Annotated in this window: 25 protein-coding genes and 2 pseudogenes; 14 read left to right on the top strand and 13 right to left on the bottom strand. The window is 27.0% G+C overall.

Going from position 1 to position 22,741, the window contains the following annotated elements; genetic code table 11:
- Positions 1–24: 24 nt before the first annotated feature.
- The 11 genes and pseudogenes from BQ2505_RS06665 to BQ2505_RS08725 all read left to right on the top strand — a co-directional run bounded on the left by BQ2505_RS06665 (position 25) and on the right by BQ2505_RS08725 (position 6,930).
- Positions 25–414, top strand: a complete 390-nt coding sequence (locus BQ2505_RS06665; RefSeq protein ID WP_074016989.1) for a DUF5376 family protein — start codon at positions 25–27, stop codon at positions 412–414.
- A gap of 118 nt (positions 415–532) precedes the next feature.
- Positions 533–1,810 carry a hypothetical protein gene (locus BQ2505_RS08955; protein WP_235817379.1) on the top strand — a complete coding sequence of 426 codons (1,278 nt, stop codon included), beginning with the start codon at positions 533–535 and terminating at the stop codon, positions 1,808–1,810.
- Between the two features lie 29 nt (positions 1,811–1,839).
- Positions 1,840–2,391 carry a hypothetical protein gene (locus tag BQ2505_RS06655; protein ID WP_074016988.1) on the top strand — a complete coding sequence of 184 codons (552 nt, stop codon included), beginning with the start codon at positions 1,840–1,842 and terminating at the stop codon, positions 2,389–2,391.
- A 68-nt stretch (positions 2,392–2,459) separates the two neighbouring features.
- A complete protein-coding gene (locus BQ2505_RS08730; RefSeq protein WP_154662208.1) occupies positions 2,460–2,615 on the top strand; it encodes a hypothetical protein in 156 nt (51 codons plus the stop codon).
- Positions 2,599–3,498, top strand: a pseudogene (locus tag BQ2505_RS09110) (hemagglutinin repeat-containing protein); the annotation flags it as partial. The gene BQ2505_RS08730 and the pseudogene BQ2505_RS09110, both read left to right, overlap by 17 nt.
- Positions 3,499–4,672: 1,174 nt before the next feature.
- On the top strand, positions 4,673–5,035 hold the full coding sequence (locus tag BQ2505_RS06645; protein ID WP_235817378.1) for a hypothetical protein: 363 nt from the start codon (positions 4,673–4,675) through the stop codon (positions 5,033–5,035).
- Positions 5,016–5,417 carry a hypothetical protein gene (locus tag BQ2505_RS06640; protein ID WP_074016987.1) on the top strand — a complete coding sequence of 134 codons (402 nt, stop codon included), beginning with the start codon at positions 5,016–5,018 and terminating at the stop codon, positions 5,415–5,417. The genes BQ2505_RS06645 and BQ2505_RS06640 overlap by 20 nt, the downstream gene beginning before the upstream one ends.
- Positions 5,410–5,934, top strand: a complete 525-nt coding sequence (locus BQ2505_RS06635; RefSeq protein WP_074016986.1) for a hypothetical protein — start codon at positions 5,410–5,412, stop codon at positions 5,932–5,934. The genes BQ2505_RS06640 and BQ2505_RS06635 overlap by 8 nt, the downstream gene beginning before the upstream one ends.
- 182 nt (positions 5,935–6,116) lie before the next feature.
- Positions 6,117–6,404: pseudogene (locus tag BQ2505_RS09105) on the top strand (hemolysin); the annotation flags it as partial.
- Positions 6,405–6,563: 159 nt separating this feature from the next.
- Positions 6,564–6,776 (top strand): hypothetical protein, encoded by a 213-nt coding sequence (locus tag BQ2505_RS06630; protein WP_074016985.1) that lies wholly within the window; start codon positions 6,564–6,566, stop codon positions 6,774–6,776.
- On the top strand, positions 6,766–6,930 hold the full coding sequence (locus BQ2505_RS08725) for a hypothetical protein (RefSeq protein WP_154662207.1): 165 nt from the start codon (positions 6,766–6,768) through the stop codon (positions 6,928–6,930). The genes BQ2505_RS06630 and BQ2505_RS08725 overlap by 11 nt, the downstream gene beginning before the upstream one ends.
- A gap of 324 nt (positions 6,931–7,254) precedes the next feature.
- On the opposite strand, the gene BQ2505_RS06625 is transcribed toward BQ2505_RS08725, so the two are convergent.
- The 3 genes from BQ2505_RS06625 to BQ2505_RS06615 are packed head-to-tail and all read right to left on the bottom strand — an operon-like array spanning position 7,255 to position 9,252.
- Positions 7,255–7,740 (bottom strand): threonine/serine exporter family protein, encoded by a 486-nt coding sequence (locus tag BQ2505_RS06625; protein WP_074016984.1) that lies wholly within the window; start codon positions 7,738–7,740, stop codon positions 7,255–7,257.
- A gap of 9 nt (positions 7,741–7,749) precedes the next feature.
- Positions 7,750–8,511 carry a threonine/serine exporter family protein gene (locus BQ2505_RS06620; RefSeq protein WP_074016983.1) on the bottom strand — a complete coding sequence of 254 codons (762 nt, stop codon included), beginning with the start codon at positions 8,509–8,511 and terminating at the stop codon, positions 7,750–7,752.
- A gap of 9 nt (positions 8,512–8,520) precedes the next feature.
- Positions 8,521–9,252 (bottom strand): tRNA1(Val) (adenine(37)-N6)-methyltransferase, encoded by a 732-nt coding sequence (locus tag BQ2505_RS06615; protein ID WP_074016982.1) that lies wholly within the window; start codon positions 9,250–9,252, stop codon positions 8,521–8,523.
- A gap of 205 nt (positions 9,253–9,457) precedes the next feature.
- Here BQ2505_RS06615 and BQ2505_RS06610 point away from each other — a divergent pair, with 205 nt between their 5' ends.
- The 3 genes from BQ2505_RS06610 to BQ2505_RS06600 are packed head-to-tail and all read left to right on the top strand — an operon-like array spanning position 9,458 to position 12,610.
- On the top strand, positions 9,458–10,603 hold the full coding sequence (locus BQ2505_RS06610) for an acyl-CoA dehydrogenase (RefSeq protein ID WP_074016981.1): 1,146 nt from the start codon (positions 9,458–9,460) through the stop codon (positions 10,601–10,603).
- A gap of 20 nt (positions 10,604–10,623) precedes the next feature.
- Complete coding sequence (locus BQ2505_RS06605) at positions 10,624–11,412, top strand: electron transfer flavoprotein subunit beta/FixA family protein (RefSeq protein ID WP_074016980.1); 789 nt, start codon at positions 10,624–10,626, stop codon at positions 11,410–11,412.
- 25 nt (positions 11,413–11,437) lie between these two features.
- Entirely contained in the window at positions 11,438–12,610 is a 1,173-nt protein-coding gene (locus BQ2505_RS06600) for an electron transfer flavoprotein subunit alpha/FixB family protein (protein WP_074016979.1), read from the top strand.
- Positions 12,611–12,850: 240 nt separating this feature from the next.
- On the opposite strand, the gene BQ2505_RS06595 is transcribed toward BQ2505_RS06600, so the two are convergent.
- From BQ2505_RS06595 to rho, 10 genes are all read right to left on the bottom strand, one after another.
- On the bottom strand, positions 12,851–14,578 hold the full coding sequence (locus BQ2505_RS06595) for a YgiQ family radical SAM protein (protein WP_074016978.1): 1,728 nt from the start codon (positions 14,576–14,578) through the stop codon (positions 12,851–12,853).
- A 332-nt stretch (positions 14,579–14,910) separates the two neighbouring features.
- Positions 14,911–16,146, bottom strand: coding sequence for a peptidase T (pepT, locus tag BQ2505_RS06590; protein WP_074016977.1), 1,236 nt, complete (start codon positions 16,144–16,146; stop codon positions 14,911–14,913).
- Between the two features lie 30 nt (positions 16,147–16,176).
- Positions 16,177–17,025, bottom strand: coding sequence for a CvfB family protein (locus BQ2505_RS06585; protein ID WP_074016976.1), 849 nt, complete (start codon positions 17,023–17,025; stop codon positions 16,177–16,179).
- Positions 17,026–17,049: 24 nt separating this feature from the next.
- Complete coding sequence (locus BQ2505_RS06580; protein WP_074016975.1) at positions 17,050–17,595, bottom strand: hypothetical protein; 546 nt, start codon at positions 17,593–17,595, stop codon at positions 17,050–17,052.
- Between the two features lie 224 nt (positions 17,596–17,819).
- Positions 17,820–18,218 carry a hypothetical protein gene (locus BQ2505_RS06575; protein WP_074016974.1) on the bottom strand — a complete coding sequence of 133 codons (399 nt, stop codon included), beginning with the start codon at positions 18,216–18,218 and terminating at the stop codon, positions 17,820–17,822.
- Between the two features lie 19 nt (positions 18,219–18,237).
- Entirely contained in the window at positions 18,238–18,543 is a 306-nt protein-coding gene (locus tag BQ2505_RS06570) for a hypothetical protein (RefSeq protein WP_074016973.1), read from the bottom strand.
- Position 18,544: 1 nt separating this feature from the next.
- Positions 18,545–18,994, bottom strand: a complete 450-nt coding sequence (locus BQ2505_RS06565) for an RNA polymerase sigma factor (protein WP_074016972.1) — start codon at positions 18,992–18,994, stop codon at positions 18,545–18,547.
- A gap of 55 nt (positions 18,995–19,049) precedes the next feature.
- Positions 19,050–20,105 (bottom strand): flavodoxin-dependent (E)-4-hydroxy-3-methylbut-2-enyl-diphosphate synthase, encoded by a 1,056-nt coding sequence (gene ispG / locus BQ2505_RS06560; RefSeq protein WP_074016971.1) that lies wholly within the window; start codon positions 20,103–20,105, stop codon positions 19,050–19,052.
- A 193-nt stretch (positions 20,106–20,298) separates the two neighbouring features.
- The gene (locus BQ2505_RS06555) at positions 20,299–21,453 is read right to left on the bottom strand and encodes a peptidoglycan DD-metalloendopeptidase family protein (protein ID WP_074016970.1); all 1,155 of its coding nucleotides are present in this window, start codon (positions 21,451–21,453) and stop codon (positions 20,299–20,301) included.
- Positions 21,454–21,471: 18 nt separating this feature from the next.
- Complete coding sequence (gene rho, locus BQ2505_RS06550) at positions 21,472–22,710, bottom strand: transcription termination factor Rho (RefSeq protein ID WP_074016969.1); 1,239 nt, start codon at positions 22,708–22,710, stop codon at positions 21,472–21,474.
- Between the last annotated feature and the right edge of the window lie 31 nt (positions 22,711–22,741).

The following is a 22,741-nucleotide window of genomic DNA, read 5'->3' as shown; positions in this document are numbered from 1 at the left end:
TAAATAATTTAATCAGGAGGAAAAATGAAGTTTAAATTCTGTTATGAAAAAATTTTAAAAAAAACTGTACATGAAAAAATTGATTTAATTTGTGCTCCTATTAATAAAACACAAAATGAAATTATTATAGGATGTTATATAGATGATATTAGTAATTTTGAAAGTAATTTAACTGAAATATGTGGAGAGTTAGATAAAAGAAAATCTTCAGGATTAGATGGTCAAGTATGGGGAGCAGATTTTCTTAAAGATAAGGTTCATATTTATTGGGTGTTTGATCCAGATAATGAGGAGGGAAAAGCAGAAATATCAAGAAAAGGTATGTTAAAATTAATGAAAAAATGGATAGAATTTAGAAAGAAAAAAATTCCAGAAAATTATGAAGAATATGAAGAAATAATAGAAGTAGATTAAAATCAGAAAAAGCTATATAGATTGAAAAATATTTATATAGCTTTTTATATAAACTATCTTTGCAAATCTAAGAGCACAAAGATGGGTTACAAGTTTCTATAATGTAACAGGCTCAAGAATGGAAGAACTAGGTAGACAGTTTAAAGCTCGAACAATTAATGAAGAAGACTTAAAAGAAGCAGTAAGAGATATAGTAAAGGGCTATGGAAAAGATATAGGAATAGACTTTGAAGTAGCATACTTAGATGAATTTACAATGCCAAAAAAATCTAAGGGAAGTACAGGTTCATCCTATATAGTAGATAGAAAAAATAGGAAAGTATTAATACCAATAGATGTAAATAAAATAGAAGACATAAAGGAATTATTAGGAACTGTAACAGAAGAAGTAGCTCATGGAAAAGATGCTTTAGAAGGAAGACAAGATAAGAAAGTAGCAGAAGATAATTCAAATGATGAAGAAGGTTTAGAAACTTTAGGAAGACCAGCAAATGAATATGTAAAGAAAAAGTTTGGAGAAGATAACAACAGTAAGATAAAACTAGCAACAGATGGAATAGATTTAAGTAATGCTGATGTTGGAGAAAAAGTTGGGGATAAAGCTAATGAAGGATACAAACTGTTTAGATATGATTTAAGATTGGGAATAAATGAAGATAGTATTGGAACTCGTGATCTAAAATTTACAGATAAACCATATACAGAAAAAGAAATACAGGAAACTATCAATAAAATTGATGAAAAAAAATTATATAAGGTTGATTGGAAAAAATATAACGAAGATTATGAATATAGAGAACAAACAAATTATTATTTTTATCAAGCTAAACACTTTGTAAAAGCAAAGACTATTGATAAAATAGGAAAAGGCTATATTGAAATTACAAGAGATAATGGAGAAAAATTAAGATTAAAAGAAATAGAGGCTAATCAGGCTATCTATCATAATATTGAGAAGAAAAATGGAATAATATATTTTATTTTTAGTGAAGAAACTCGTTATAAAAAATATGTAAATGAAGATGGTTATGAAGTAATATTAGATCAAAGTAATAAACCAGTATATGACCCAGTAGTTGCAGGAACTTACAATTTTCATACATATAAAAGTGTAGTAAAAAATCCAATAGATTTTGTAAGTCATGTAAAAGATATTAATTTGTGGAAAAAGTATGGGACAGGTCCAAATGATCCAACAACAAGAGAAGAAAGAGAAGAAATAGGAGGTTTTATATTTGGGTATAAAATTCAAAAATATTATAGAGAAATAGAAAAGGAATTAAATACAAGAGAAAAAGATAGTGTTTCATCTAATGAATTAAAAGAAATTATAAATAAAATTGAAGAAACAGCTGAAAATAAAAGAAAAAACGAAATTTATAAAATGATAAACTAAAAATAGTTTATAAATTAGGAGAAAGAAGAATGAAATTAAAAAAAAAATTAATATGGATATTTTCTATAAGTGGAATTTTATTATTAGGTTTCATAGCTTTTATATCACAATATACATATATAGTTCCTAAAAATAATTATAGTATTTTAGATCAAACAGGTAAAGTAAAATTAAAAGATTACCCTGAATTAAAAGAAATTAGTTTTATGTATAGTACAGATTTATATATAAAATATACAGAACCAATAAATTTAGAATTAAAAAAAATTAATTTTCGTTTTAATGATGAAATAATAGGAATAGCAGAAATAAATAAAAATTTAAATGAATTAGAAGATTTTGCAGAACCCTATATTGATGAAAAAACAAAAGAAAAAATTATTAGAAAGATTTATCCATTACAAAAGGAATTTTTAAGAATTTTAGGAAAAAATGCAGAAGTTTATGATTCATTAGAGGATGGAAGATTTTATATAGATATCTATATAAAAGATTTAAAGACAAATAAAAGTTTAATAATAAAAAGAGACAATATACATATTTATTATGAAAGTGCTGGACTAAAATCATTTTCAATGTAATTTTAGTAGTAGTTTGGAATAGATAGCTTAAAGATTTTAGGCTATCTATTACTTACATTTTCTAAATTATGGAAATTAGACTTAAATATATAAATCAAGATAGTTTCTATGGAAGTGATTACTTCATAAAAAGAGTAGGCTATGAAGAAAAATGGGATAGGGTGAAAAGATTAGGAGATACCTATTATGAAAATGAACTGTTAGAAAAATGTAAAGAATGTTGAATATGTTGGAACACAAGCACAAGATACTAAAATTATCTATAATAATGTAGAAAATATTAATAAGACAGCTGTTGAATTAAATAACTATTCTTCATCAAGTAGCAAAAGTAGTGGAATATCAACAGGAGTAACTATAGGTTATGGAGATGGAATACAAACTGAAGGAAATGGAGTAAGTATTTCAGCTTCTAAATCAAAAATGAATACCAATGGAACTACTTACCAAAATGGTAGATTTGTAAATGTAGATGAAGTACATAATAATACAAAAAATATGACTCTTTCTGGATTTAATCAAGAAGGTGGAACAGTTAGTGGAAATATAGAAAATCTAACTATTGAAAGTAAACAAAATACATCTATAACAAAAGGAAGAACAGTAGGAGGAAGTCTAAGTATAGCACCAAATGGAATGCCATCAGGAAGTGCAAACTATTCACAAACAAATGGAGAAAGAAGAGTTGTAGATAATGCAAGTACTTTCATAATAGGAGATGGAAGTAATTTAAAAGTAGAAAAGGTAGAAAATACAGCTGCTGCGATAGGTACAAGTGGAAATGGAAAACTATCAATAGATGAATATGTAGGACATAACTTAGAAAATGTAGATAAATTAAAAACAGTAGGTGGTTCAGTAGGAGTATCAACTTCTGGAATAACAAGTCTAGGAGTAAATTATTCTGATAGAAAACAAGAAGGAATAACAAAGAATACAGTAATAGGTAATGTAGAAATAGGAAAATCTTCTGGAGATGAAATCAATAAAGATTTAGGCTCTATGACAGAAATAACAAAAGATAGAGATTTTAAAACAGATATAAATATAGAATCTCAAACAATTAACTATATAAAAAATCCTGAAAAGTTTAAAGAAGATTTACAAAAAGCTAAAAATGAAATACATGATATTTACCATGCAGTAGATAGTACAGTAAATTTACAAGGAAAAGAAGACAGAAATATATTAGAACAACTTGGAGAAGTAAGACAGGCTAAAGTAATATTAAATGTAATAGATTCAAGATTAGATATAGCAGAAAATCAAGATGATATCGCAAAAGCCTTTGAAGGAGTATCAGAAGATTTAGATTATAAGGTAAAGGTAATCTATACAGACCCAAGTAACTCTCCACAATTAATTGGAGTAGATAAAAATGGAAATAAATATATAAAAGATGGAACAGCTTATATAGATAAGAAAACAGGAATAGGATATATTCTAGTAAATACTGAATCACCAGCTAATAGTACAAAAGCAGGAGTAATAGGAACAATAGCTGAAGAGCAAAGCCATGTAATAGGAAAGAAAGAAGGAAGACAAAAAGTAGTTCCAGATGGAAGTCAAAAAGGTTTAGAAAGTTTAGGAAAGCCAACAAATGATTACTTTAAGAAACAATATAGTAAGAATGATAAAGCCATAGAATTAAAGAGTGATGGAAAAGATTATTCTAATGTTGATTTTGGGGAAAATGTTGGAGATTATATAAGTCCTGAAGATTTAAAATTTAAAAAATACTATAGAGAAGAAGGACTTCCTAAAATAGATAAAGTAGAAGTGATTTTTGATACTATAGCAGATTTTAATGCTGAAAAAATGGAAAAAGATTTTAAAATATTAAAAGATAAAGAAAATATTTTAAAATATAAAGAAATTTATCAAGAAAATTTAGAATTAGGAGAGTATAAACTAAATAAAGAGGAAAATGAAAGAAATGCAAAAAGAAATATGGTCAAAGAGATGTCTAAAGAAATAAGTACAAGCACTATGATTTCTGAAGTCTCAAAAAATTTACTTTCAATATATGGTGCTTCTCCTGAAATTAGAAGTTTAGTTTTAAAAACAAGGGAAGAAGAGGTAAACATAAAAAATAAAAAGAAATTAGAAACAAGAGAAGTATTAGTATTAGATGATATTGTTTCAGATAAAAAAATAGATTTACTTTTCTTAAGAAGAGAAACTACAAAAAATATTGATCAAATTGTTAAATATTGGGAAAAACAAATGAATGAAAATGAAACTTTTACACTAGATTATGATAATAGAGAAAAAATGAGGAATGCTGTTAATTTTACTAAAGATAGAGAATTTTTATGCATTTGGTACTACAACCTTATTTCAATCAACTTATGGAACTATTACTAAAACTAAAGATGGAAAATATGATGTAAATATAAAAATATTATTTCAGTATAAAGATAAATTTGATGATGTTAAAAATATTAATCCATTATCAAATGCTAAGCAAGATAGAAAAAAAGAATTTAAAGGAGGAAAAGGATTTTATTTTGAAACAGAAGTTAAAGAAATAGAGATTAATAAAAAAGTTAGTAACTTAAATGAAATAAGTTTTTTTGGGATAACAAGTGAGATAAAAAAAGCTAATAGTAAAGGAAATACATATGAAAATTCTAAAAAATAAGAAATTATTTTTAATTTTAATTCTAGTTTATTCAATAACTTCATTTTTTATGATAATAAAAGAAAAAAAAATTTATAAATTTACAGATGAAAATAAAATTACTGAATATATTTTAGAAAAAACTTTTAGAGAAAACTATAAATTAATTTTTCTTGAATATGAATTTGAAAATTTAGAAAAAATTGGAGAAAATAATAGTTATTTTGCATTTTTCTTTTTATCTTTTGAAGATGAAAAAGAAGAGGAAAATTATTATATTTTAGATAAAAAAACAAATAAATTTAGTTATAGTTCTTCAAAAGATATTATAATTGAAAAAGGAATAATACTAAAAAATGTAGAGACTTTTATGCAAGAAAAAGGAGTTACTATATATGACTAAAAAGAATTGTTACAGTTTTAATGAAATTTTTGTAGTAGCTACAATCATAATAATATTAAGAAATATATATATAAATTTAGATTTGAAGTTATTAGTTGAAAAAAATGTAGGATTTTTACATTATTCAGATGTATTTATCTATGTTGAAATGTTTTATGCTTTATTAATAATTTTTTATAATATTATACTTCTGTTTTGTAAAAAAAAATTTAAAACTAAAATAGAGTATAAATTAAAAAAATATTTTATTTTAACAAATTTAATAATAATATTTTTTTATGTATCTAAAGAACCACTTTTTTTCTATTCAAGTAGAAAAATAGTTATAGTTATAGTTTTTCTTTCAATTGAAGTTTTGTTTATTTTTATTCATAAAATTAAAATAAAGATAAAAAATTGGAAAAATATAATTGATGAGATTTTTAAGATAGGTCTAATTTCTACTTTTATTTATTTTTTTCAATATATTACAGCAGTATTAGTGTATATTATGGGATTATTTTTATTTTTCTTTTAATAGTTTTTAAATCTTTCAGAAGAGATAGTAAAAATAACAAATATAACTGAAGAAGTTAAAAGAATCAAATAAAGTATTGACAACGGAACTTAAACAAAAGGCTTCTTGCCAGAAAGAAAAGAATATATAATTAAATAATTTAAAGAAAAACTATATAAATTGAAAATTATTTATATAGCTTTATTGAATCTCAAACTATTAAATATGCTTTAAATCCAGAAGCCTTTAAAGAAGATTTACAAAAAGCTAAAAATGAAATTACAGATATAGGAAATGTAGTAAAAAATACTGTAAATCTACCAGGAGAAGATAAAAGAAATGTATTTGAAAATCTAAGAGCACAAAGATGGAGTACAAGTTTCTATAATGTAACAGGCTCAAGAATGGAAGAACTAGGTAGACAGTTTAAAGCTCGAACAATTAATGAAGAAGACTTAAAAGAAGCAGTAAGAGATATGGTAAAGGGTTATTGAAAAGATTATAGGTTGCCTTTATCAATCTAAATATATTATTATATAAGGAGGTTATATAGATAATACTTTGTGTATTTATAATACAAGTAAAGATAAAAGGTTATGTAAATAAAAGTAAAGTTACAGCTTTTCCACTTTATAATGGAGGTATTTAATATGAAAGTTATATTTTCCTATAATAGTCTTATGTGGCCAGTGGCTAGAATAAAAGATCCAGAAAGATATAATATTTTTTACTCTAAATATTTTGCGAATACAGTACGATTTTTATCTTTACGTGGAACCATTTCTATTCTCGAAGATATAAGAAAATTAGAAAATAATGAAATAGAAGTATCAGAAGGAGGAATTACTATGTTTGATATATAAGGATGTAGTAAAATTTGAGCAAAATCAAGGATATTGGGAAGATTGGGAATGTCCTACTATTGAGTATAAAAAAGCGTTAATTGGATGGAAAAAATTTATATCATTACCAAAAGATCCATATAGAAGAATGATAGTTAAAATTAATAATTTATAATTTTTAAAAAAATTAGTAGTTGAATTTTAATTCAACTACTAAATCTTTTTTCTTTATTCTTGAGGAGTTTAAAAAGTTTGATGTGTAAAAGAACCAAGAGATTTTTTAAGAAATAGCTATGATAATATATTATTTATCAAATAGTATTGATGAAAAAGTTTAGACTATGACTTAGCATAATTGAGAGAATTTTTGAGAATAAAAACTTAAAAATTCTCTTTTTTATTGTATAGAAAAGTATAAATTTAAATAAAAATTAGTCTCTAACATCCGTATTAGTTCGAAGAGACTTTGTTAATTGAGCTCCTAGAACTCATATGGCTATTAAGAGACTTTATTTTTATTTTTTAAATAAGGATATTTTTTTATAACTTTACTATATTTTAAAGTTCTGTAGAAAATTTGAGAAAAAGTTGAAACTAAAAATATTCCAACACTTAAAGCAACAGTTAAAAATAATGTTTCTTTTCCTTTGGCAAAAGCCTGAACAAGATTATTTTCAACAAAATTAGACATCGTATAATATATTCCACCACCAGGAACTAAGGGTATTAATGCTGGAATTAAAGTGGAAGTTACAGTATTTTTTTCCTTTTTTGCAACTGCTTCTGCAAAAATTGTTATAACAATAGCTGCAATAAGATATGAAGCAGTTTTTGTATACTTTAATTCATAGAAGAAAAAAAGATGGGTAAACCAACCTAAAGCACCGTTGATACTGCTATATAAAATTTTCCTACCAGTTAAATTAAAAATTATTGCAAAAAATACTGTTGAGAAAAAAGCATATAAAACTTGTAAATATAACATATTCTCCTCCTAAGAAATTTTAGACATAGTAAATAAAGCAAAACCAGTACCTATAGCTAGAGCTGAACCAACAAGACAGGCTTCCATAGTTCGAGATGTTCCAGCTATTAAATCACCATTAATCAAGTCTCTTATGGCATTTGTTAAAGCTAGACCAGGCACTAAAAGCATAAGTATTCCTATTGCAGAATAAGAAGGAGATGTTAAAAAGCCTATTTTTGTAGCTAAAATTGAAAATATGGTTATAAGAAAGCCACCTAATGTATTTATAAAAAAGTTATTAACTTTTAATATATTAGCAAATTTTGTCATATAGAAAACAATAACTCCACCTAATGCAGCAATTATAGCATCATAAAAATCACCACCAAAAAGTGGAGCAAAAAAAGCTGCGGCTAATGAATAAGAAATCAATATAGTTCTATTTTTATAAATAGTCTGTGTTTGTAATATATTTATCTCTTTTTGTAAGGTTTCTAAAGTGTAATTATTAATATTTAAAATTATTTTATGAATCCTATCTATTTTATCAAGGTTGTTAGATATTGTGTAAATTCTATTAACTTCTGTAATGATTTCTCCGTTAGATTTTTTAGCAGAAGTTAAAACACAAGTCATAGTAACAAAAGACTCAGATTTTAAACCAAATCTTTTACAAACTAAAGATATAGTTTCTTCAACTCTATATGTTTCAGCACCACTTGTAAGTAAAATTTTTCCAATCAAATTTGCTGTTGTTAATATTTTCATGACATAAACATCATATTCCATATTTCACCTCTATTTAAACATTTCCAATACTTCTTCGGTATATTCTCCATTATTCTTATTAATAACTAATGGTGGTAAAATAGTTAAACCAGCTTTACCACTTTTAATAGCTTCAATAAGAACAATTTTAGCATTTTTATTTTCGGTTGTATAACAAAATTTTATTTTCTTTGCTTCAAAATTGAATTTTTGTAAAGCAGAAATAATTTCAGTTAATCTATCAGCACGATGAACAAGATAAAAATATCCTCTATCTTTTACTAAAAGAGAAGCAGTTTGTATTAATTCTTCTAAAGTAATCTCTATTTCGTGTCGTGCAATACTTAATTGTTCTAAATCATTTAATAATTCTTTATTTCCATTAAATTTAAAAAATGGTGGATTTGAAACTACAATGTCAAAGCTACCATTTAAGAAATATTTTTTATAATTTTTCATATCATCATATATTATATATATTTGTTCATTTAAATTATTAATGTTAATATTTCTCTGAGCAAGTTCAAAAGATATTTTTTGTATTTCCATACCAAATATCTTTGCTGAAGTTTTTTTAGATAAAAAAAGGGGTATAACAGCATTACCTGTTCCTAAATCTATGATATTTTTTGTATCTTTTTTTATAGATACAAACTCAGAAACAAGTAGTGAATCAATAGAAAAGTTAAAATAATCACTCCTTTGTATAATTTTTAATTTTTTATTTAAAAGAGGAATAACACTCTCAAGATTGTTGTTCATAATAATTTAATCACTCCTTTGTGTGTAATATTATATCATATTTATTTTAAAATAATAAAATTATATATTAAAGTTCAATATACAAACAATATGTCTAGTGTTTTTAAAAAAGTATGTAATAGTATATAAAATACTTGACATAAGTATAAATAAAATGTAGAATTAAAACAAAGTTTTTATAAAATCCATAATGAGGAGGAAAATAATGGAATTTAATGTACCTAAAACACATGAACTTTTTAGACAAATGATTAGAGAATTTGTTGAAAAAGAAGTAAAACCTATTGCTGCGGAGGTAGATGAAGAAGAAAGATTTCCAGTTGAAACTGTTGAAAAAATGGCTAAAATTGGAATAATGGGAATCCCTATACCTAAACAATATGGAGGTGCTGGAGGAGATTACTTAATGTATGCTATGGCTGTTGAAGAATTATCAAGAGCTTGTGGAACTACTGGAGTTATTGTATCTGCACATACATCATTAGGAACTTGGCCAATCTTAAAATTTGGTAATGAAAAACAAAAACAAAAATACTTACCAAAAATGGCTAGTGGAGAATGGATAGGAGCATTCGGACTTACAGAACCAAATGCTGGAACTGATGCTGCTGGACAACAAACTATGGCTGTTCAAGATCCTGAAACTGGAGAATGGATTTTAAATGGTTCTAAAATATTTATAACAAATGCTGGGTATGCTAATGTATATGTAGTATTTGCAATGACAGATAAATCTAAAGGATTAAAAGGTATATCAGCTTTCATAGTTGAAGCAAATACACCTGGTTTCTCTATTGGTAAAAAAGAAAAGAAACTTGGAATCAGAGGTTCTGCAACTTGTGAATTGATATTTGAAAACTGTAGAATACCTAAAGAAAACTTATTAGGTGACAAAGGTAAAGGATTTAAAATTGCTATGATGACTCTTGATGGAGGAAGAATAGGAATTGCTTCTCAAGCATTAGGAATAGCTCAAGGAGCTTTAGATGAAGCTATAGGATATGCAAAAGAAAGAAAACAATTTGGAAGAACATTAGCTCAATTCCAAAATACTCAATTCCAAATAGCTAATCTTGATGTAAAAGTAGAAGCTTCAAGATTATTAGTATATAAAGCTGCATTCAGAGAAACAAATGGATTACCATATTCAGTAGATGCTGCAAGAGCTAAATTATTTGCTGCAGAAACAGCTATGGAAGTTACAACTAAAGCTGTTCAAATATTCGGTGGATATGGATACACAAGAGAATATCCAGTTGAAAGAATGATGAGAGATGCTAAGATTACAGAAATTTATGAAGGAACTTCAGAAGTTCAAAGAATGGTAATAGCAGCTAATATTATAAAATAATTACATGTGGAGGAATAAAGATGAGAATAGTAGTTTGTATAAAACAAGTTCCAGATACAACTGAAGTTAAAATAGATCCAGTAAAAGGAACAATTATCAGAGATGGAGTTCCTAGTATTATGAACCCAGATGATAAAGGTGGACTAGAAGAAGCTCTAAAATTAAAAGATTTACATGGAGCAGAAGTTATAGTTATAACAATGGGACCACCTCAAGCAGAAGCTATATTAAGAGAAGCTTATGCAATGGGAGCTGACAGAGCTATCCTTATAACAGATAGAAAATTTGGAGGAGCTGATACTTTAGCAACTTCTAATACAATAGCAGCTGCAATTAGAAAAATAGAAAATATAGATTTAATAGTTGCAGGAAGACAAGCAATAGATGGAGATACTGCTCAAGTAGGACCACAAATTGCTGAACACTTAGGATTACCACAAGTATCTTATGTAAAAGAAATGAAATATAAAGAAGATACAAAATCATTTGTTATAAAAAGAGCAACTGAAGATGGATACTTCTTATTAGAATTACCTACTCCTGGATTAGTAACAGTTCTTGCTGAAGCTAACCAACCAAGATATATGAATGTTGGAGCTATAGTTGATGTATTTGACAGACCAATAGAAACTTGGACATTTGATGATATAGATGTAGATCCTGCAAAAATTGGATTAGCTGGATCACCAACAAAAGTAAATAAATCATTTACTAAGGGAGTTAAAGAACCTGGAGTATTACATGAAGTTGATGCTAAAGAAGCAGCAAATATTATATTAGAAAAATTAAAAGAAAAATTTATAATCTAATCTAATTGACAAAGGAGAAAATAATATGAATTTAAATGATTATAAAGGAATCCTAGTGTATGCTGAACAAAGAGAAGGTGTACTACAAAATGTAGGATTAGAATTATTAGGAAAAGCAACAGAATTAGCACACGATATTAATAAACAATTAGCATTAAAAGAATCTGGAGATGAATTATCAGAATTTTCTGGTAAACAAGAAACTGCATTTAATACAATAGATGTTGTAGCAGCTACTTTAGAAGAAGATGAAGAAATGACAGCAAAAATTGCTGGAATAAAAGCTAATCATCCAGATGCAGCAAAAGTAACTGCTGTATTAATTGGACATGATGTAAAAAATCTTGCTCAAGAACTAGTAGAATTTGGAGCTGACAAAGTTTTAGTAGTAGATAGACCTGAATTAAAATTATTTGATACTGAAGCTTATACTCAAGTTTTAAACTCTGTTATTACAACTGAAAAACCTGAAATAGTTCTATTTGGAGCAACTACTTTAGGAAGAGATTTAGCACCAAGAGTATCTTCAAGATTAGCAACAGGACTTACAGCAGACTGTACAAAACTTGAATTACTAAAAGATAAAGAAAGACAACTTGGTATGACAAGACCTGCATTTGGTGGAAACTTAATGGCAACAATAGTTTCTCCAGATCATAGACCACAAATGGCTACTGTTAGACCAGGAGTTATGAAAAAAATAGCTAAATTAGAAGGAAGAGAAGGACAAATCGTTGATTTCTCTGTAGAATTAGATACTTCTAAATTAAAAGTAAAAGTACTTGAAGTTGTTAAAGAAGGAGGAAATAAAGTAGATATTTCTGAAGCTAAAATACTTGTTTCTGGAGGAAGAGGAGTTGGAGCAAAACAAAACTTCGAATTACTAGAAGATTTAGCAAAAGAAATTGGTGGTATTGTTTCTTCTTCAAGAGCTCAAGTTGATGCTGGAAATATGCCTCATGATAGACAAGTTGGACAAACTGGTAAAACAGTTAGACCAGAAGTTTACTTTGCATGTGGAATTTCTGGAGCTATCCAACACGTTGCAGGTATGGAAGAATCTGAATTTATTATAGCTATAAATAAAGATAGATTTGCACCTATATTCTCAGTTGCAGATTTAGGAATAGTTGGAGATTTACATAAAATTTTACCTATCTTAACTGAAGAAATCAAAAAATATAAAGCTACTAAATAGTTTTAAATAATTTTGAATAAAATAGAAAAGCTGTTACATTTGTAACAGCTTTTTTTTGTAGAAAAATATAAAATTAAAAAATGAAAATTAGTCTCTGATGTCCGTATTAGTTTGAAGAGCCTGTGTTCATTGAGCTCGTAGAACTCATACGGCTGTCAAGAGGCTTTATTAGAGACTGTGAACTTTTTTTATAATTAGAGTTGCTTAATAATTTTTACACTCTCAATTTATTATTTTAAATCAAAAATTAATGTCACTCCTAAAATTTTTACTATTTTTTTTATCAGTAACAATATCTTTTTGTTTTTGTTTTCTTCCATTATCTTTTTCAACAAATAATTTTTTTCCAGTAAAAGGATCTTTTTCGGTATAATACATTAATGTAGAATATGTTGATGGAGTAGGAGTAAATATTTGTACCTGCTCAGGATTAACCTTTAATTCTTGAGAAGCATACCTTTTTAAATCCTTCATATCATTTTCATTGCAACCAGGGTGAGCAGCAATTAGATAATATGTTAAAAATTGTTTTTTCCCTAGTTCTTTATTAATTTGATAAAATTTATTTTTAAATTCATTTAAGCAAGACTTTCCATCTTTTCCCATTAATCCTAATATCTTATCTTCAGTATGTTCAGGTGCTATTTTCATTTGACCTGATATATGGTCTTTAATAATTTCTTTTAAATACATTTGTCCACATTTATTATCGTCAAGTATCATATCATATCTTATACCAGAGGCAATAAAAATCTTCTTTATTTTTGGAATTTTTTTAAGCTCTTTTAATAGTTCTACTTGTTGATTATGATTTATTTGTAGATGAGGACATTTTTTAGGATAAAGACATCTTCTATCAGGACAAGCACCTAATTTTAATTTTTTCTTACATTCAACATTGTACATATTAGCCGTAGGTCCACCTACATCGGAAATATTTCCATGAAATTTTGGAATATTTGATATATCTTTAACCTCGTTAATAATAGATTTCTGACTTCTAGACATAACAGTTCTTCCTTGATGAATTGCTATGGCACAAAAATTACATTCCCCATAGCAACCTCTATGAGTTGTTACAGAATATTTAATAGTATCTAAAGCTCTAACCATACCCATTTTTTTATAATAAGGGTGAACATCTCTTGCAAATTCCATCGAATAAATTTCGTCCATAATTTGTTCAGAATAAGTTTCTGAAGGAGGATTTTGTATTAAATATCTATCATCACATTTCTGATTAAGCCCTTTAGCAGTAATAGGGTCACAATTAAGATAAAAATGATGGAAAGCTTTACTAAAGGCATCTTTACTTTCTAGACATTCAGCATGAGAAGGTATAGATATGTATTCAGCTTTTGGCTCTTTTGATAAATAACAAAGACCTCTTATATTAGTCCAATCTTCATTATTTTGAAGAGCTTTAGCTAAAGAAAGCATGGAAATCTCTCCCATACCATAAGATAAAATATCAGCTTTAGCATCAAACAAAATTGGTTTTCTTAATTTGTTAGTCCAGTAGTCATAATGTGTAATTCTTCTAAGACTTGATTCAATACCACTTATAACTATTTTTTTTGTTGTACCCTTAAAAAATCTTCTTATCATATTTGAATAAACTAAAACAGCTCTATCAGGTCTTTTATTATTTATTCCCCCAGGAGTAAAGTCATCTTGTTGTCTTCTTTTTTTAGTAGCAGTATAGTTTGCCACCATAGAATCTACACAACCCCCTGAAATAGCAAAAAATAAATTAGGTTCACCCAAACGAGTTATATCAGTTGGAACATCAACTTCAGGTTGAGCAATAATTCCAACTTTAAAGCCATGCTTAACTAACCATTTTCCAACTAAAGCACTTCCATTGTATGAAGTATCAAGATAGGTATCTCCAGATATAAGTAAAATATCTATGCTGTCCCAACCTAGTTGCTTCATTTCTTCTCTTGTTGTTGGTAAAAATTTCATATATCAATCCCTTCTGAAAGTAAAATAAATTTTAATTTATCAACCTTATTATAGCCCCTGATAGCCGTATGAGTTCTACGAGCTCAATAAACACAGGCTCTTCGAACTAATACGGACATCGGGGCTATCTTTTGGATAATTTAAAAATAAGTGAGTTATTTTTCCAGATTTTAGATTAAAAATCAAATAGAGTGAGCCGAACAAATCTTGGCGTGTTTGAGCTAACTTGTTAGCAAGTTAGCGAGTTTTGCCAAATTTGTAGCGAACTCTTGATTTTTAATCGTTAAGAAATCTGGTTATAACGAACTATTTTTAAATCAACAAATTAAAATTTATTTATATTCTTTTAAAACATTTAATTTTATTATTTCTATAATTACATCAGTTGCAGATTTCATACTTTCCCAAGAAACAAATTCATACTTTCCATGGAAATTTTCTCCACCTGCAAAAATATTAGGAGTAGGTAAGCCCATAAATGATATTTTTGAACCATCAGTACCTCCACGAATAGGTTGAATAATAGGCTTTATACCTAAATTCTCCATAGCATCCTTAGCTATATCTACAACGTACATATGATCTTTTATGATTTCTCCCATATTATAGTACTGATCTTTTAATTCGACAGTAACTATTTCTTTTCCATATTTGTCATTTATATTTTTAACTATATTTCTAATAAATTCTTTTTTATTTTCAAATTTTTCTTTACTATGATCTCTTATAATATAAATTAATTCTCCATCTTCACAAGTTGATTTTACTTCAACTAAATAGAAAAAGCCTTCGTATCCTTCAGTTTTTTCAGGAACTTCATCTTTAGGGAACATATTTATTATTTCATTTATAACAAGACTGGCATTAATCATTTTTCCTTTTGCTGTTCCAGGATGTACACTAACACCTTTTATTTTAAAACTTGCTTGTGCTGCATTAAAACTTTCATATTCCAATTCTCCTAAAGGACCACCATCCATAGTATAAGCAAAATCAGCTCCAAACTCATCAACATTAAAATAGTCTGCTCCTCTTCCAATTTCCTCATCTGGACCAAATGCTACTTTAACTGTTCCATGTTTTATTTCAGGGTGTTCTATTAGATATTTCATAGCTTCAACTATTTCAGTTATTCCAGCCTTATCATCAGCTCCTAAAAGAGTTGTACCATCTGTTGTTACAAGTGTCTTAGAAATATAATTTTTTAAATTAGGAAATTCATCAACTTTCATAATAATATTTTTTTCTTTGTTTAAAACAATATCATTACCATCATAATTTTCTATAACTTGAGGATTGACTCCAACAGCATTAAAATCAGCAGTATCCATATGAGCAATAAAACCTATGGTAGGAACTTTCTTGTCAATATTAGAAGGTAAAGTAGCATTAACAAAACATGCTTTGTTAATAAAAATATTTTCTAAACCTATATCTTCTAACTCTTTTTTTAACATTTCTGCAAATTTAAGTTGAGTTTCTGTTGATGGAATAGTTTGACTATTTTCATCTGAACGAGTTTCAAATTTAACATATCTAAAAAATCTTTCTTTCATTGTAGAATACATAAAATACCCCCTATTATACAGTTTCAATAATTATTTTTTTATTATAAAGTAGTTTTCTTTTTTCTCTATATGACCATTCTTTAATAGATTTCCAATGGCTCTTTTAAATGCTTTTTTACTAATTCCAAAGTATTCTTTTATATCTTCTGGTGAGCTTTCATCATTAAATAAAAATTTATCTTTTAATATTTTCATTTTACTTAAAATCTTTTCAGCATCTTTTTCCATTTGTTCAGATATAATTTTCTTAGGACTTAAATCTATTTTACCATCTTCTCTAACACGAATAACTCTTAAGACTAACTCATCTCCAACATTATAAGTTTCATCATAACATTCAGATTTAGGAATAAGTCCAAAATATCTATCTTCAACAGCAACAAAAACACCAATGTCATCTGTTATCCTATAAACAGTGGCATTTACTATATCTCCTTTAGATATACTAGAAGAAGGCATTAAGAACTTATAAATTTTCATTGTAGCAGATATTCTACCTTTGCTATCTTCATAAAGACCAACAAGATATTTTTTTCCAATCTCAACCTTAGTTTCTTTTTGAGAATTAGGTAACATTAAGTCTTTATTAAGTCCCCAATCCATAAAAGCACCCAATTTTGGATTGTTATCAACAACTTCCAATTTAGCTAAAGTTCCAATTAATGCTTCAGTTTTTCTAAAGGTAGCTATCAGTCTATCTTCAGAATCTCTATAAATTAAAACTTCAACTTCATCTCCCTCTTTTAAATCTTTACCCTCAATTTCATTGTTAGGCAATAATATATTGTCTTTATCATCATCTGTTCCAGCAAAAAGGTATGCTCCTACATTTGAAAAGTTATTTATAACTAATTTTTGTCTTTTTCCGACTTTTATCATTTTATTATCCTCCTTTATAGCTATTTAATTTAATAAATAAATTAAGTAACTATACATTACATTAAATTTTAACATACCTAAAGCAATATATAAAGTAAAAAATATTAAAGTTGGTCTAAAAAATACTTTCTCATACCTTATTTTTTTTATAAAAGTATAAATAACTAAAATTGAAAGAAATATAAATTCATTGATATCAGTTATATAAAATACAGCTAAGAATTCACTTAAAATAACAGTTATCCAAAAAAAATAAATTGTAGTTTTTTTAGAGCAACTAATACTAAAAATTGGAATTTTTAATAATGCTCCTCCACTCCATTTTTTAGGAAATAAATCAAATATTATGTGGACTGCAATAGCACTAGAAAACCCAACTATGAAATATTTAAAAAAATAAGCAGTCTTTAATTCATATAAAGAAATAAAGATAAAAGTCAAAAAAGGACTATGAGTTAAAATATTTCTATGTTTTAATCTTAATTTAAAATCCCAATCAGGTAATTTTATTCCTAAAAAGAATGCTAAAATTATTAATAAAAATCCTAGGATATTCAGATTATAAATCACTCAAAATCATCTCCAATAAATAAAATCTATTATTATAAATAAAGAAAATTAGTCTCTGACGTCCGTATTAGTTCGAAGAGCCTGTGTTCATTGAGCTCGTAGAACTCATACGGACGTCAAGAGACTTTTTTAATATTAAATTTATACTTTTTCTTACAGAATAAAAAAAACTATTGTTTTTCACTAATAGTATAAAAAACAATAGTTTTTATAACATATAATAATTATTTAGCTAATCTCTTTAAAGCAACTTCTTTAGCTTTCATATATTGTTCAGTAGTAATATATTTTTTCATTTGAATTTGACTTTTTAGTCTTTCTTTAAGAATTGTAGCTTCTATAGCACCAATTTTATCAAACATATCATCAATTTGCTTCATATATTTTTCTGGTCCATCAAGAACATATTTATTAATTTGAAGTTCTAGTTGTCTTCTTTCTAAAACCTTTAATTGATAATTACTAGAAACTTGATTCATAAGCTCCTTAGCTTTTTTAATATTTTCAACTTTGACACCAACAGCTTTTAGGTCAGCATCATCTACTATTCCTAATCCATTTTCTTCCGAAGCAAAAGAGAATAAAGAAAAAGAAAGGAATAACATTGTAAAAATTTTCTTCATTATTAAACTATCCCCCTAATTAAATTTGTGTATTGTATATAAATAATTCATCTGGATTTAATTCTACATTTTTCTTAGATACGATATTGTTATTATCATACATACTAGATATTAACTCCTCTTTATCAACCTGAACCATAGAAGCAACAGATGAAGTGTTATTCAATGTATTAGGTTTATCTAAAAATAAATTGTAAGTAGAAACTGTTACCATTCCAACAAAAAATAATCCAACAGAAAATATTGACATTTTTTTGTTTCTTCTTTTTTCTTCTTCTAAAAGAGCTTTATATACATTTGCTCTTACTCTCTCTTTAGGTGACATATTAATTTCCTCCCATATCTTTAATAGCCTTATAATAAACTGATTTAACAGTAGATAAATTCATATTCTTGATTTCAGCTATTTCTTTTAGTTTATAACCATAAATATCTTTCATTAATACTATTTCTTTTTCCTTTTCAGGGATAAGTTTTAATTTTTCTTCTAAGATTAAAGAAGTATCAAAATTGATATCTTCAGGAAGAGATAAAACATCTTCATTTATCTCAAACTCCAACTTTCTTTTTTTAAAAAAATCATAGGTCTTATTAATAGCAATCCTATAAATCCAAGTATATATATTACTTTCTTCCCTGAATTTAGATAAGTTTTTATATACACTTATAAATGTTTCTTGACAGATATCTTCAGCATCATCATCATTTTTGACAACACTCAAGACCTTATAATAGATTCTATCGAAATATTCTTCATAAATGTTATCAAAATCCATTTTATACCTCATTATGTTATTTTATTAAATTAGACGAAGAAAATATCTAAAAAGTTTAAACTTTTATATCTTCTTTAATAATTTTTTTCAGTTCATCAAGTAACTCAGTTTCTTTAACTTTTTTTATAATACTTCCTTTTTTAAATAGTATCCCAATTCCTCTTCCAGCTGCAATACCGTAGTCAGCTTCTCTAGCTTCTCCAGGTCCATTTACAACACAACCCATAACTGCTATTTTAAATTTCTTTTTTTCATTTTCAAATTCTTTTTCAACTTGTTTTGCAAGTCCTATAAGATCTATTTCAGTTCTACCACAAGTTGGGCAAGAAATAATTTCTACTCCTTCATCTGATAGATCTAATACTTTCAAAATTTCTTTTGCAACTTTTATTTCTTCAACTGGATTTTCTGTTAAAGACACTCTTAATGTATCTCCAATCCCATCAACTAATAAAGCACCAATACCTATTGAAGACTTAACAGTTCCCTGAAATTTAGTTCCAGCTTCAGTTACTCCCAAATGTAAAGGATAGTCAACAATATTACTAATTTTTCTATAAGCATCAACCATCATTTTTACATTACTAGCTTTTAAAGAAATGACTATATCGTGAAAATCAAATTTTTCAAGTAGTCTTACATGGTAAAGTGCACTTTCGACCAATGCATCAGAACAAGGAGCTCCATATTTTTCTAAAATTTCTTTTTCAATTGAGCCAGAATTTACACCGATTCTTATTGGAATATTTTTTTCTTTGGCAACTTTTACAACTTTTTCTACATTTTCATCAGAACCAATATTTCCTGGATTAATTCTTAATTTATCAATGCCATTTTCAACAGCTAAAATTGCAAGTTTATAGTCAAAGTGGATGTCTGCCACTAAAGGTAAATTTACTCTTTTTTTAATTTCTTTTATGGCCTCAGCAGCTTTTGTATTGTTTATAGTCATTCTTACCAACTGGCAACCTGCAAGCTCTAATTCATTAATTTGCCTTACAGTTGCTTCAACATCTGCTGAATTGGTATTTGTCATAGATTGAATTATAATTGGATTATTACCACCAATTTTTAAATTTTTCACATTAATTACACGAGTATTTTTTCTCATTTTTTCTCCTATTAAGCAAAGTCTCTTGACAGCCGTATGAGTTCTACGAGCTCAATTAACATAGGTTTTTTAGACTAATACGGACATCAAAACTATTTTTGCTATTTTAATTTATACTTTCCTATAGAAATAAAAATAAAGTAAAAATACTTCATTACTAAGATGTAAATTAGTTATTTTTACCTTATTTTAATTATCTTAAATATTTCATTGGATTTTTTGGAACTCCATTGTATCTTATTTCAAAATGTAGATGTGGACCAGTAACTCTACCTGAATTACCTGTTTTTCCGATTAAATCTCCTTGATTAACATGTTCTCCAACATTTGTAGATATAACACTTAAATGAGCGTATCTAGTTTCATATCCATTGGCATGTTTTATAATAATAATTTTTCCATACCCACTCATATAACCAGCAAAAGTAACAACACCATCTTTAGCTGCTCTTAATGGAACATATTTAGCATTTAAGTCGACACCTGTATGTAAAATATATCTTCTTAAAACAGGGTGATATCTGTTACCAAAAGGACTTGATACTCCAGCATACCTAACAGGGAAAGCAAAGCTTTCACTTTCATGAGGTGTATAGTCATTTTCTTCCTCAACAGCTGTTTCTTTAGAAGCTTTTGATTCATGTGTTGTAGGAATAGATGTATCAGTTGTTTGGTGGGAGTCCTTTTTTGACCCCTTTACTTTTTCTTTATCCTTTTCTTTAACTTTTTCTTTAGGTTTACTAGCTGCTATTAATCTTTCTTCAACATCTTGAAACTTTTTCAGACTTACATTTTTCAGATATAGAGTTGTACCAGGTTTTAATCTTTTTGGGTTAATATTATTATTATCAACAATATCAACTACACTTATACCATATTTTTTAGCTATTTTTGAAAGAGTTTCTCCTTTTTGTATTTTATAGTAAAGACCATTTTGAGATGGGAATGTAAGAGTAGAACCTACTTTCAATCGACCATTCATGACATCAGTATTATTCATTTTTATAGTATCTTGACTAACACCAAATTTTTTAGCAATACTAGCAACATTATCTCTTTTTTGTACTTTGTATTGAACAGTTGTTACTTCTTTTTTTACTGGTTTTTTCTTTTCTTCTTCAACTTTTTCTTCCTCTTTTTTAATGAAAGTATAGTCTTTAGTAAAAGTTGTAAAGTTTGAATCGGCAATTTCTAGTCCACCGTTATCTGCTTCTCCAGCTTGGAAGTAATCTGTAAAGTTTTCATAGTTTACTATTTCTCTATCTGAATTTATATATAACCTAAAGCTAAATATTACTATAAGCAATATTAGTAAATAAGATATAATTTTTTTTATTTTTTTATTCATAAAATTACTCCATACTAGTTAAAATAATATTTTTGGAATATTATTCAGTAACTCATTATTGTCCTTAGTTATTTTCATTGCTTTTATTAGTGCTGAGGTTGCATTCATTTTATTGTCAAAATCATTTAAAACTCTTCTCAACTTCCAAATGTTATCTATTTGTTTTTTATCTAAAAGTAATTCTTCTTTTCTTGTTCCAGATTTTGTTATATCAATAGCTGGAAATATCCTTAGTTCAGCTAGTTGTCTATCTAAATAGATATCACAGTTACCAGTTGACTTAAATTCTTCGTAAATAATATCGTCCATTTTGCTGCCAGTATCAACAAGTATTGTTGCAATGATAGTAAGACTTCCTCCACCTCTAATATTTCTTGCAGCACCAAAAAAATTCTTAGGATAGTATAGTGCAGTTGGATCTATACCACCGGATAGCAATTTTCCACTAGATGGCATAACAATATTGTATGCTCTTGCTAGTCTAGTTAATGAGTCTAATAATATAACAATATTTTGTCCATCCTCAACTTTTGTTTTAGCCTTTTCAAGTAGTTCTTCAGTAACTTTTATATGATTTTTAGGATCATCATCAAACGTAGATGAAAATACTTGAGCTCCTTCGACATTTTCTTTTATATCGGTAACTTCTTCAGGTCTTTCATCTATAAGTAAGATCCAAACATCATCAGCTTTTTTTCCTTTTACTAAAGAATTAGCAATAGAACTTATAAAAGTAGTTTTACCAGCTTTTGGAGGAGCTATTATAAGAGATCTTTGACCTCTTCCAATAGGTGCAACTAAATCTAAAATTCTACCTGAAATATTAGTTTTTTCAAGACCTAATTCAAATTTTTCATTTGGATATGAAGGAGTTAAATCTTCAAAAGGAACTCTATTTTCAAGAGTTTCAAGATCAACACCATTAGCTTTAATTAATCTTCTTAGAGCATAATTTTTTTCATCACCAATAGGTTTTCTGACTTCACATAGTAAAGAATCTCCTCTTCTTAATTTGAATTTTCTAATTTGTGATGCTGAAACATAAGCGTCTTTTCCATTTGTAGTTTGTCTGATGAAGCCATATCCATCTGGAGCTATTTCTAAAAGTCCAAATACGATTTCTGTATCATAATCATTTAAAAAACTTGTTATAGCATTTTTATAATCTTCTTTTTTATGACCAGAGATATTTTCTATCTCTAAAGTTTTTGTGATTTCTACTAATTCTTTTAATAGTAGCTTATCTAGTATTTCCATTTTATCCCCTTACTTTAAAATACGGAAAGAA

Source organism: Fusobacterium massiliense, assembly GCF_900095705.1.
Taxonomy (GTDB): Bacteria; Fusobacteriota; Fusobacteriia; order Fusobacteriales; family Fusobacteriaceae; genus Fusobacterium; species Fusobacterium massiliense.
Note: the sequence above shows the minus strand (reverse complement) of the source record. Positions and strands in the feature narration are given on the sequence as shown.

What these genes read in the sequence shown, in the direction of transcription:
- BQ2505_RS06665 (WP_074016989.1), top strand. Translation starts at nt 25, where the DNA reads ATGAAGTTTAAATTCTGTTATGAAAAAATTTTAAAAAAAACTGTACAT.
- BQ2505_RS08955 (WP_235817379.1), top strand. Translation starts at nt 533, where the DNA reads ATGGAAGAACTAGGTAGACAGTTTAAAGCTCGAACAATTAATGAAGAA.
- BQ2505_RS06655 (WP_074016988.1), top strand. Translation starts at nt 1,840, where the DNA reads ATGAAATTAAAAAAAAAATTAATATGGATATTTTCTATAAGTGGAATT.
- BQ2505_RS08730 (WP_154662208.1), top strand. Translation starts at nt 2,460, where the DNA reads ATGGAAATTAGACTTAAATATATAAATCAAGATAGTTTCTATGGAAGT.
- BQ2505_RS06645 (WP_235817378.1), top strand. Translation starts at nt 4,673, where the DNA reads ATGCTGTTAATTTTACTAAAGATAGAGAATTTTTATGCATTTGGTACT.
- BQ2505_RS06640 (WP_074016987.1), top strand. Translation starts at nt 5,016, where the DNA reads ATGAAAATTCTAAAAAATAAGAAATTATTTTTAATTTTAATTCTAGTT.
- BQ2505_RS06635 (WP_074016986.1), top strand. Translation starts at nt 5,410, where the DNA reads ATGACTAAAAAGAATTGTTACAGTTTTAATGAAATTTTTGTAGTAGCT.
- BQ2505_RS06630 (WP_074016985.1), top strand. Translation starts at nt 6,564, where the DNA reads ATGAAAGTTATATTTTCCTATAATAGTCTTATGTGGCCAGTGGCTAGA.
- BQ2505_RS06625 (WP_074016984.1), bottom strand. Translation starts at nt 7,740, where the DNA reads ATGTTATATTTACAAGTTTTATATGCTTTTTTCTCAACAGTATTTTTT.
- BQ2505_RS06620 (WP_074016983.1), bottom strand. Translation starts at nt 8,511, where the DNA reads ATGGAATATGATGTTTATGTCATGAAAATATTAACAACAGCAAATTTG.
- BQ2505_RS06615 (WP_074016982.1), bottom strand. Translation starts at nt 9,252, where the DNA reads ATGAACAACAATCTTGAGAGTGTTATTCCTCTTTTAAATAAAAAATTA.
- BQ2505_RS06610 (WP_074016981.1), top strand. Translation starts at nt 9,458, where the DNA reads ATGGAATTTAATGTACCTAAAACACATGAACTTTTTAGACAAATGATT.
- BQ2505_RS06605 (WP_074016980.1), top strand. Translation starts at nt 10,624, where the DNA reads ATGAGAATAGTAGTTTGTATAAAACAAGTTCCAGATACAACTGAAGTT.
- BQ2505_RS06600 (WP_074016979.1), top strand. Translation starts at nt 11,438, where the DNA reads ATGAATTTAAATGATTATAAAGGAATCCTAGTGTATGCTGAACAAAGA.
- BQ2505_RS06595 (WP_074016978.1), bottom strand. Translation starts at nt 14,578, where the DNA reads ATGAAATTTTTACCAACAACAAGAGAAGAAATGAAGCAACTAGGTTGG.
- pepT (WP_074016977.1), bottom strand. Translation starts at nt 16,146, where the DNA reads ATGTATTCTACAATGAAAGAAAGATTTTTTAGATATGTTAAATTTGAA.
- BQ2505_RS06585 (WP_074016976.1), bottom strand. Translation starts at nt 17,025, where the DNA reads ATGATAAAAGTCGGAAAAAGACAAAAATTAGTTATAAATAACTTTTCA.
- BQ2505_RS06575 (WP_074016974.1), bottom strand. Translation starts at nt 18,218, where the DNA reads ATGAAGAAAATTTTTACAATGTTATTCCTTTCTTTTTCTTTATTCTCT.
- BQ2505_RS06570 (WP_074016973.1), bottom strand. Translation starts at nt 18,543, where the DNA reads ATGTCACCTAAAGAGAGAGTAAGAGCAAATGTATATAAAGCTCTTTTA.
- BQ2505_RS06565 (WP_074016972.1), bottom strand. Translation starts at nt 18,994, where the DNA reads ATGGATTTTGATAACATTTATGAAGAATATTTCGATAGAATCTATTAT.
- ispG (WP_074016971.1), bottom strand. Translation starts at nt 20,105, where the DNA reads ATGAGAAAAAATACTCGTGTAATTAATGTGAAAAATTTAAAAATTGGT.
- BQ2505_RS06555 (WP_074016970.1), bottom strand. Translation starts at nt 21,453, where the DNA reads ATGAATAAAAAAATAAAAAAAATTATATCTTATTTACTAATATTGCTT.
- rho (WP_074016969.1), bottom strand. Translation starts at nt 22,710, where the DNA reads ATGGAAATACTAGATAAGCTACTATTAAAAGAATTAGTAGAAATCACA.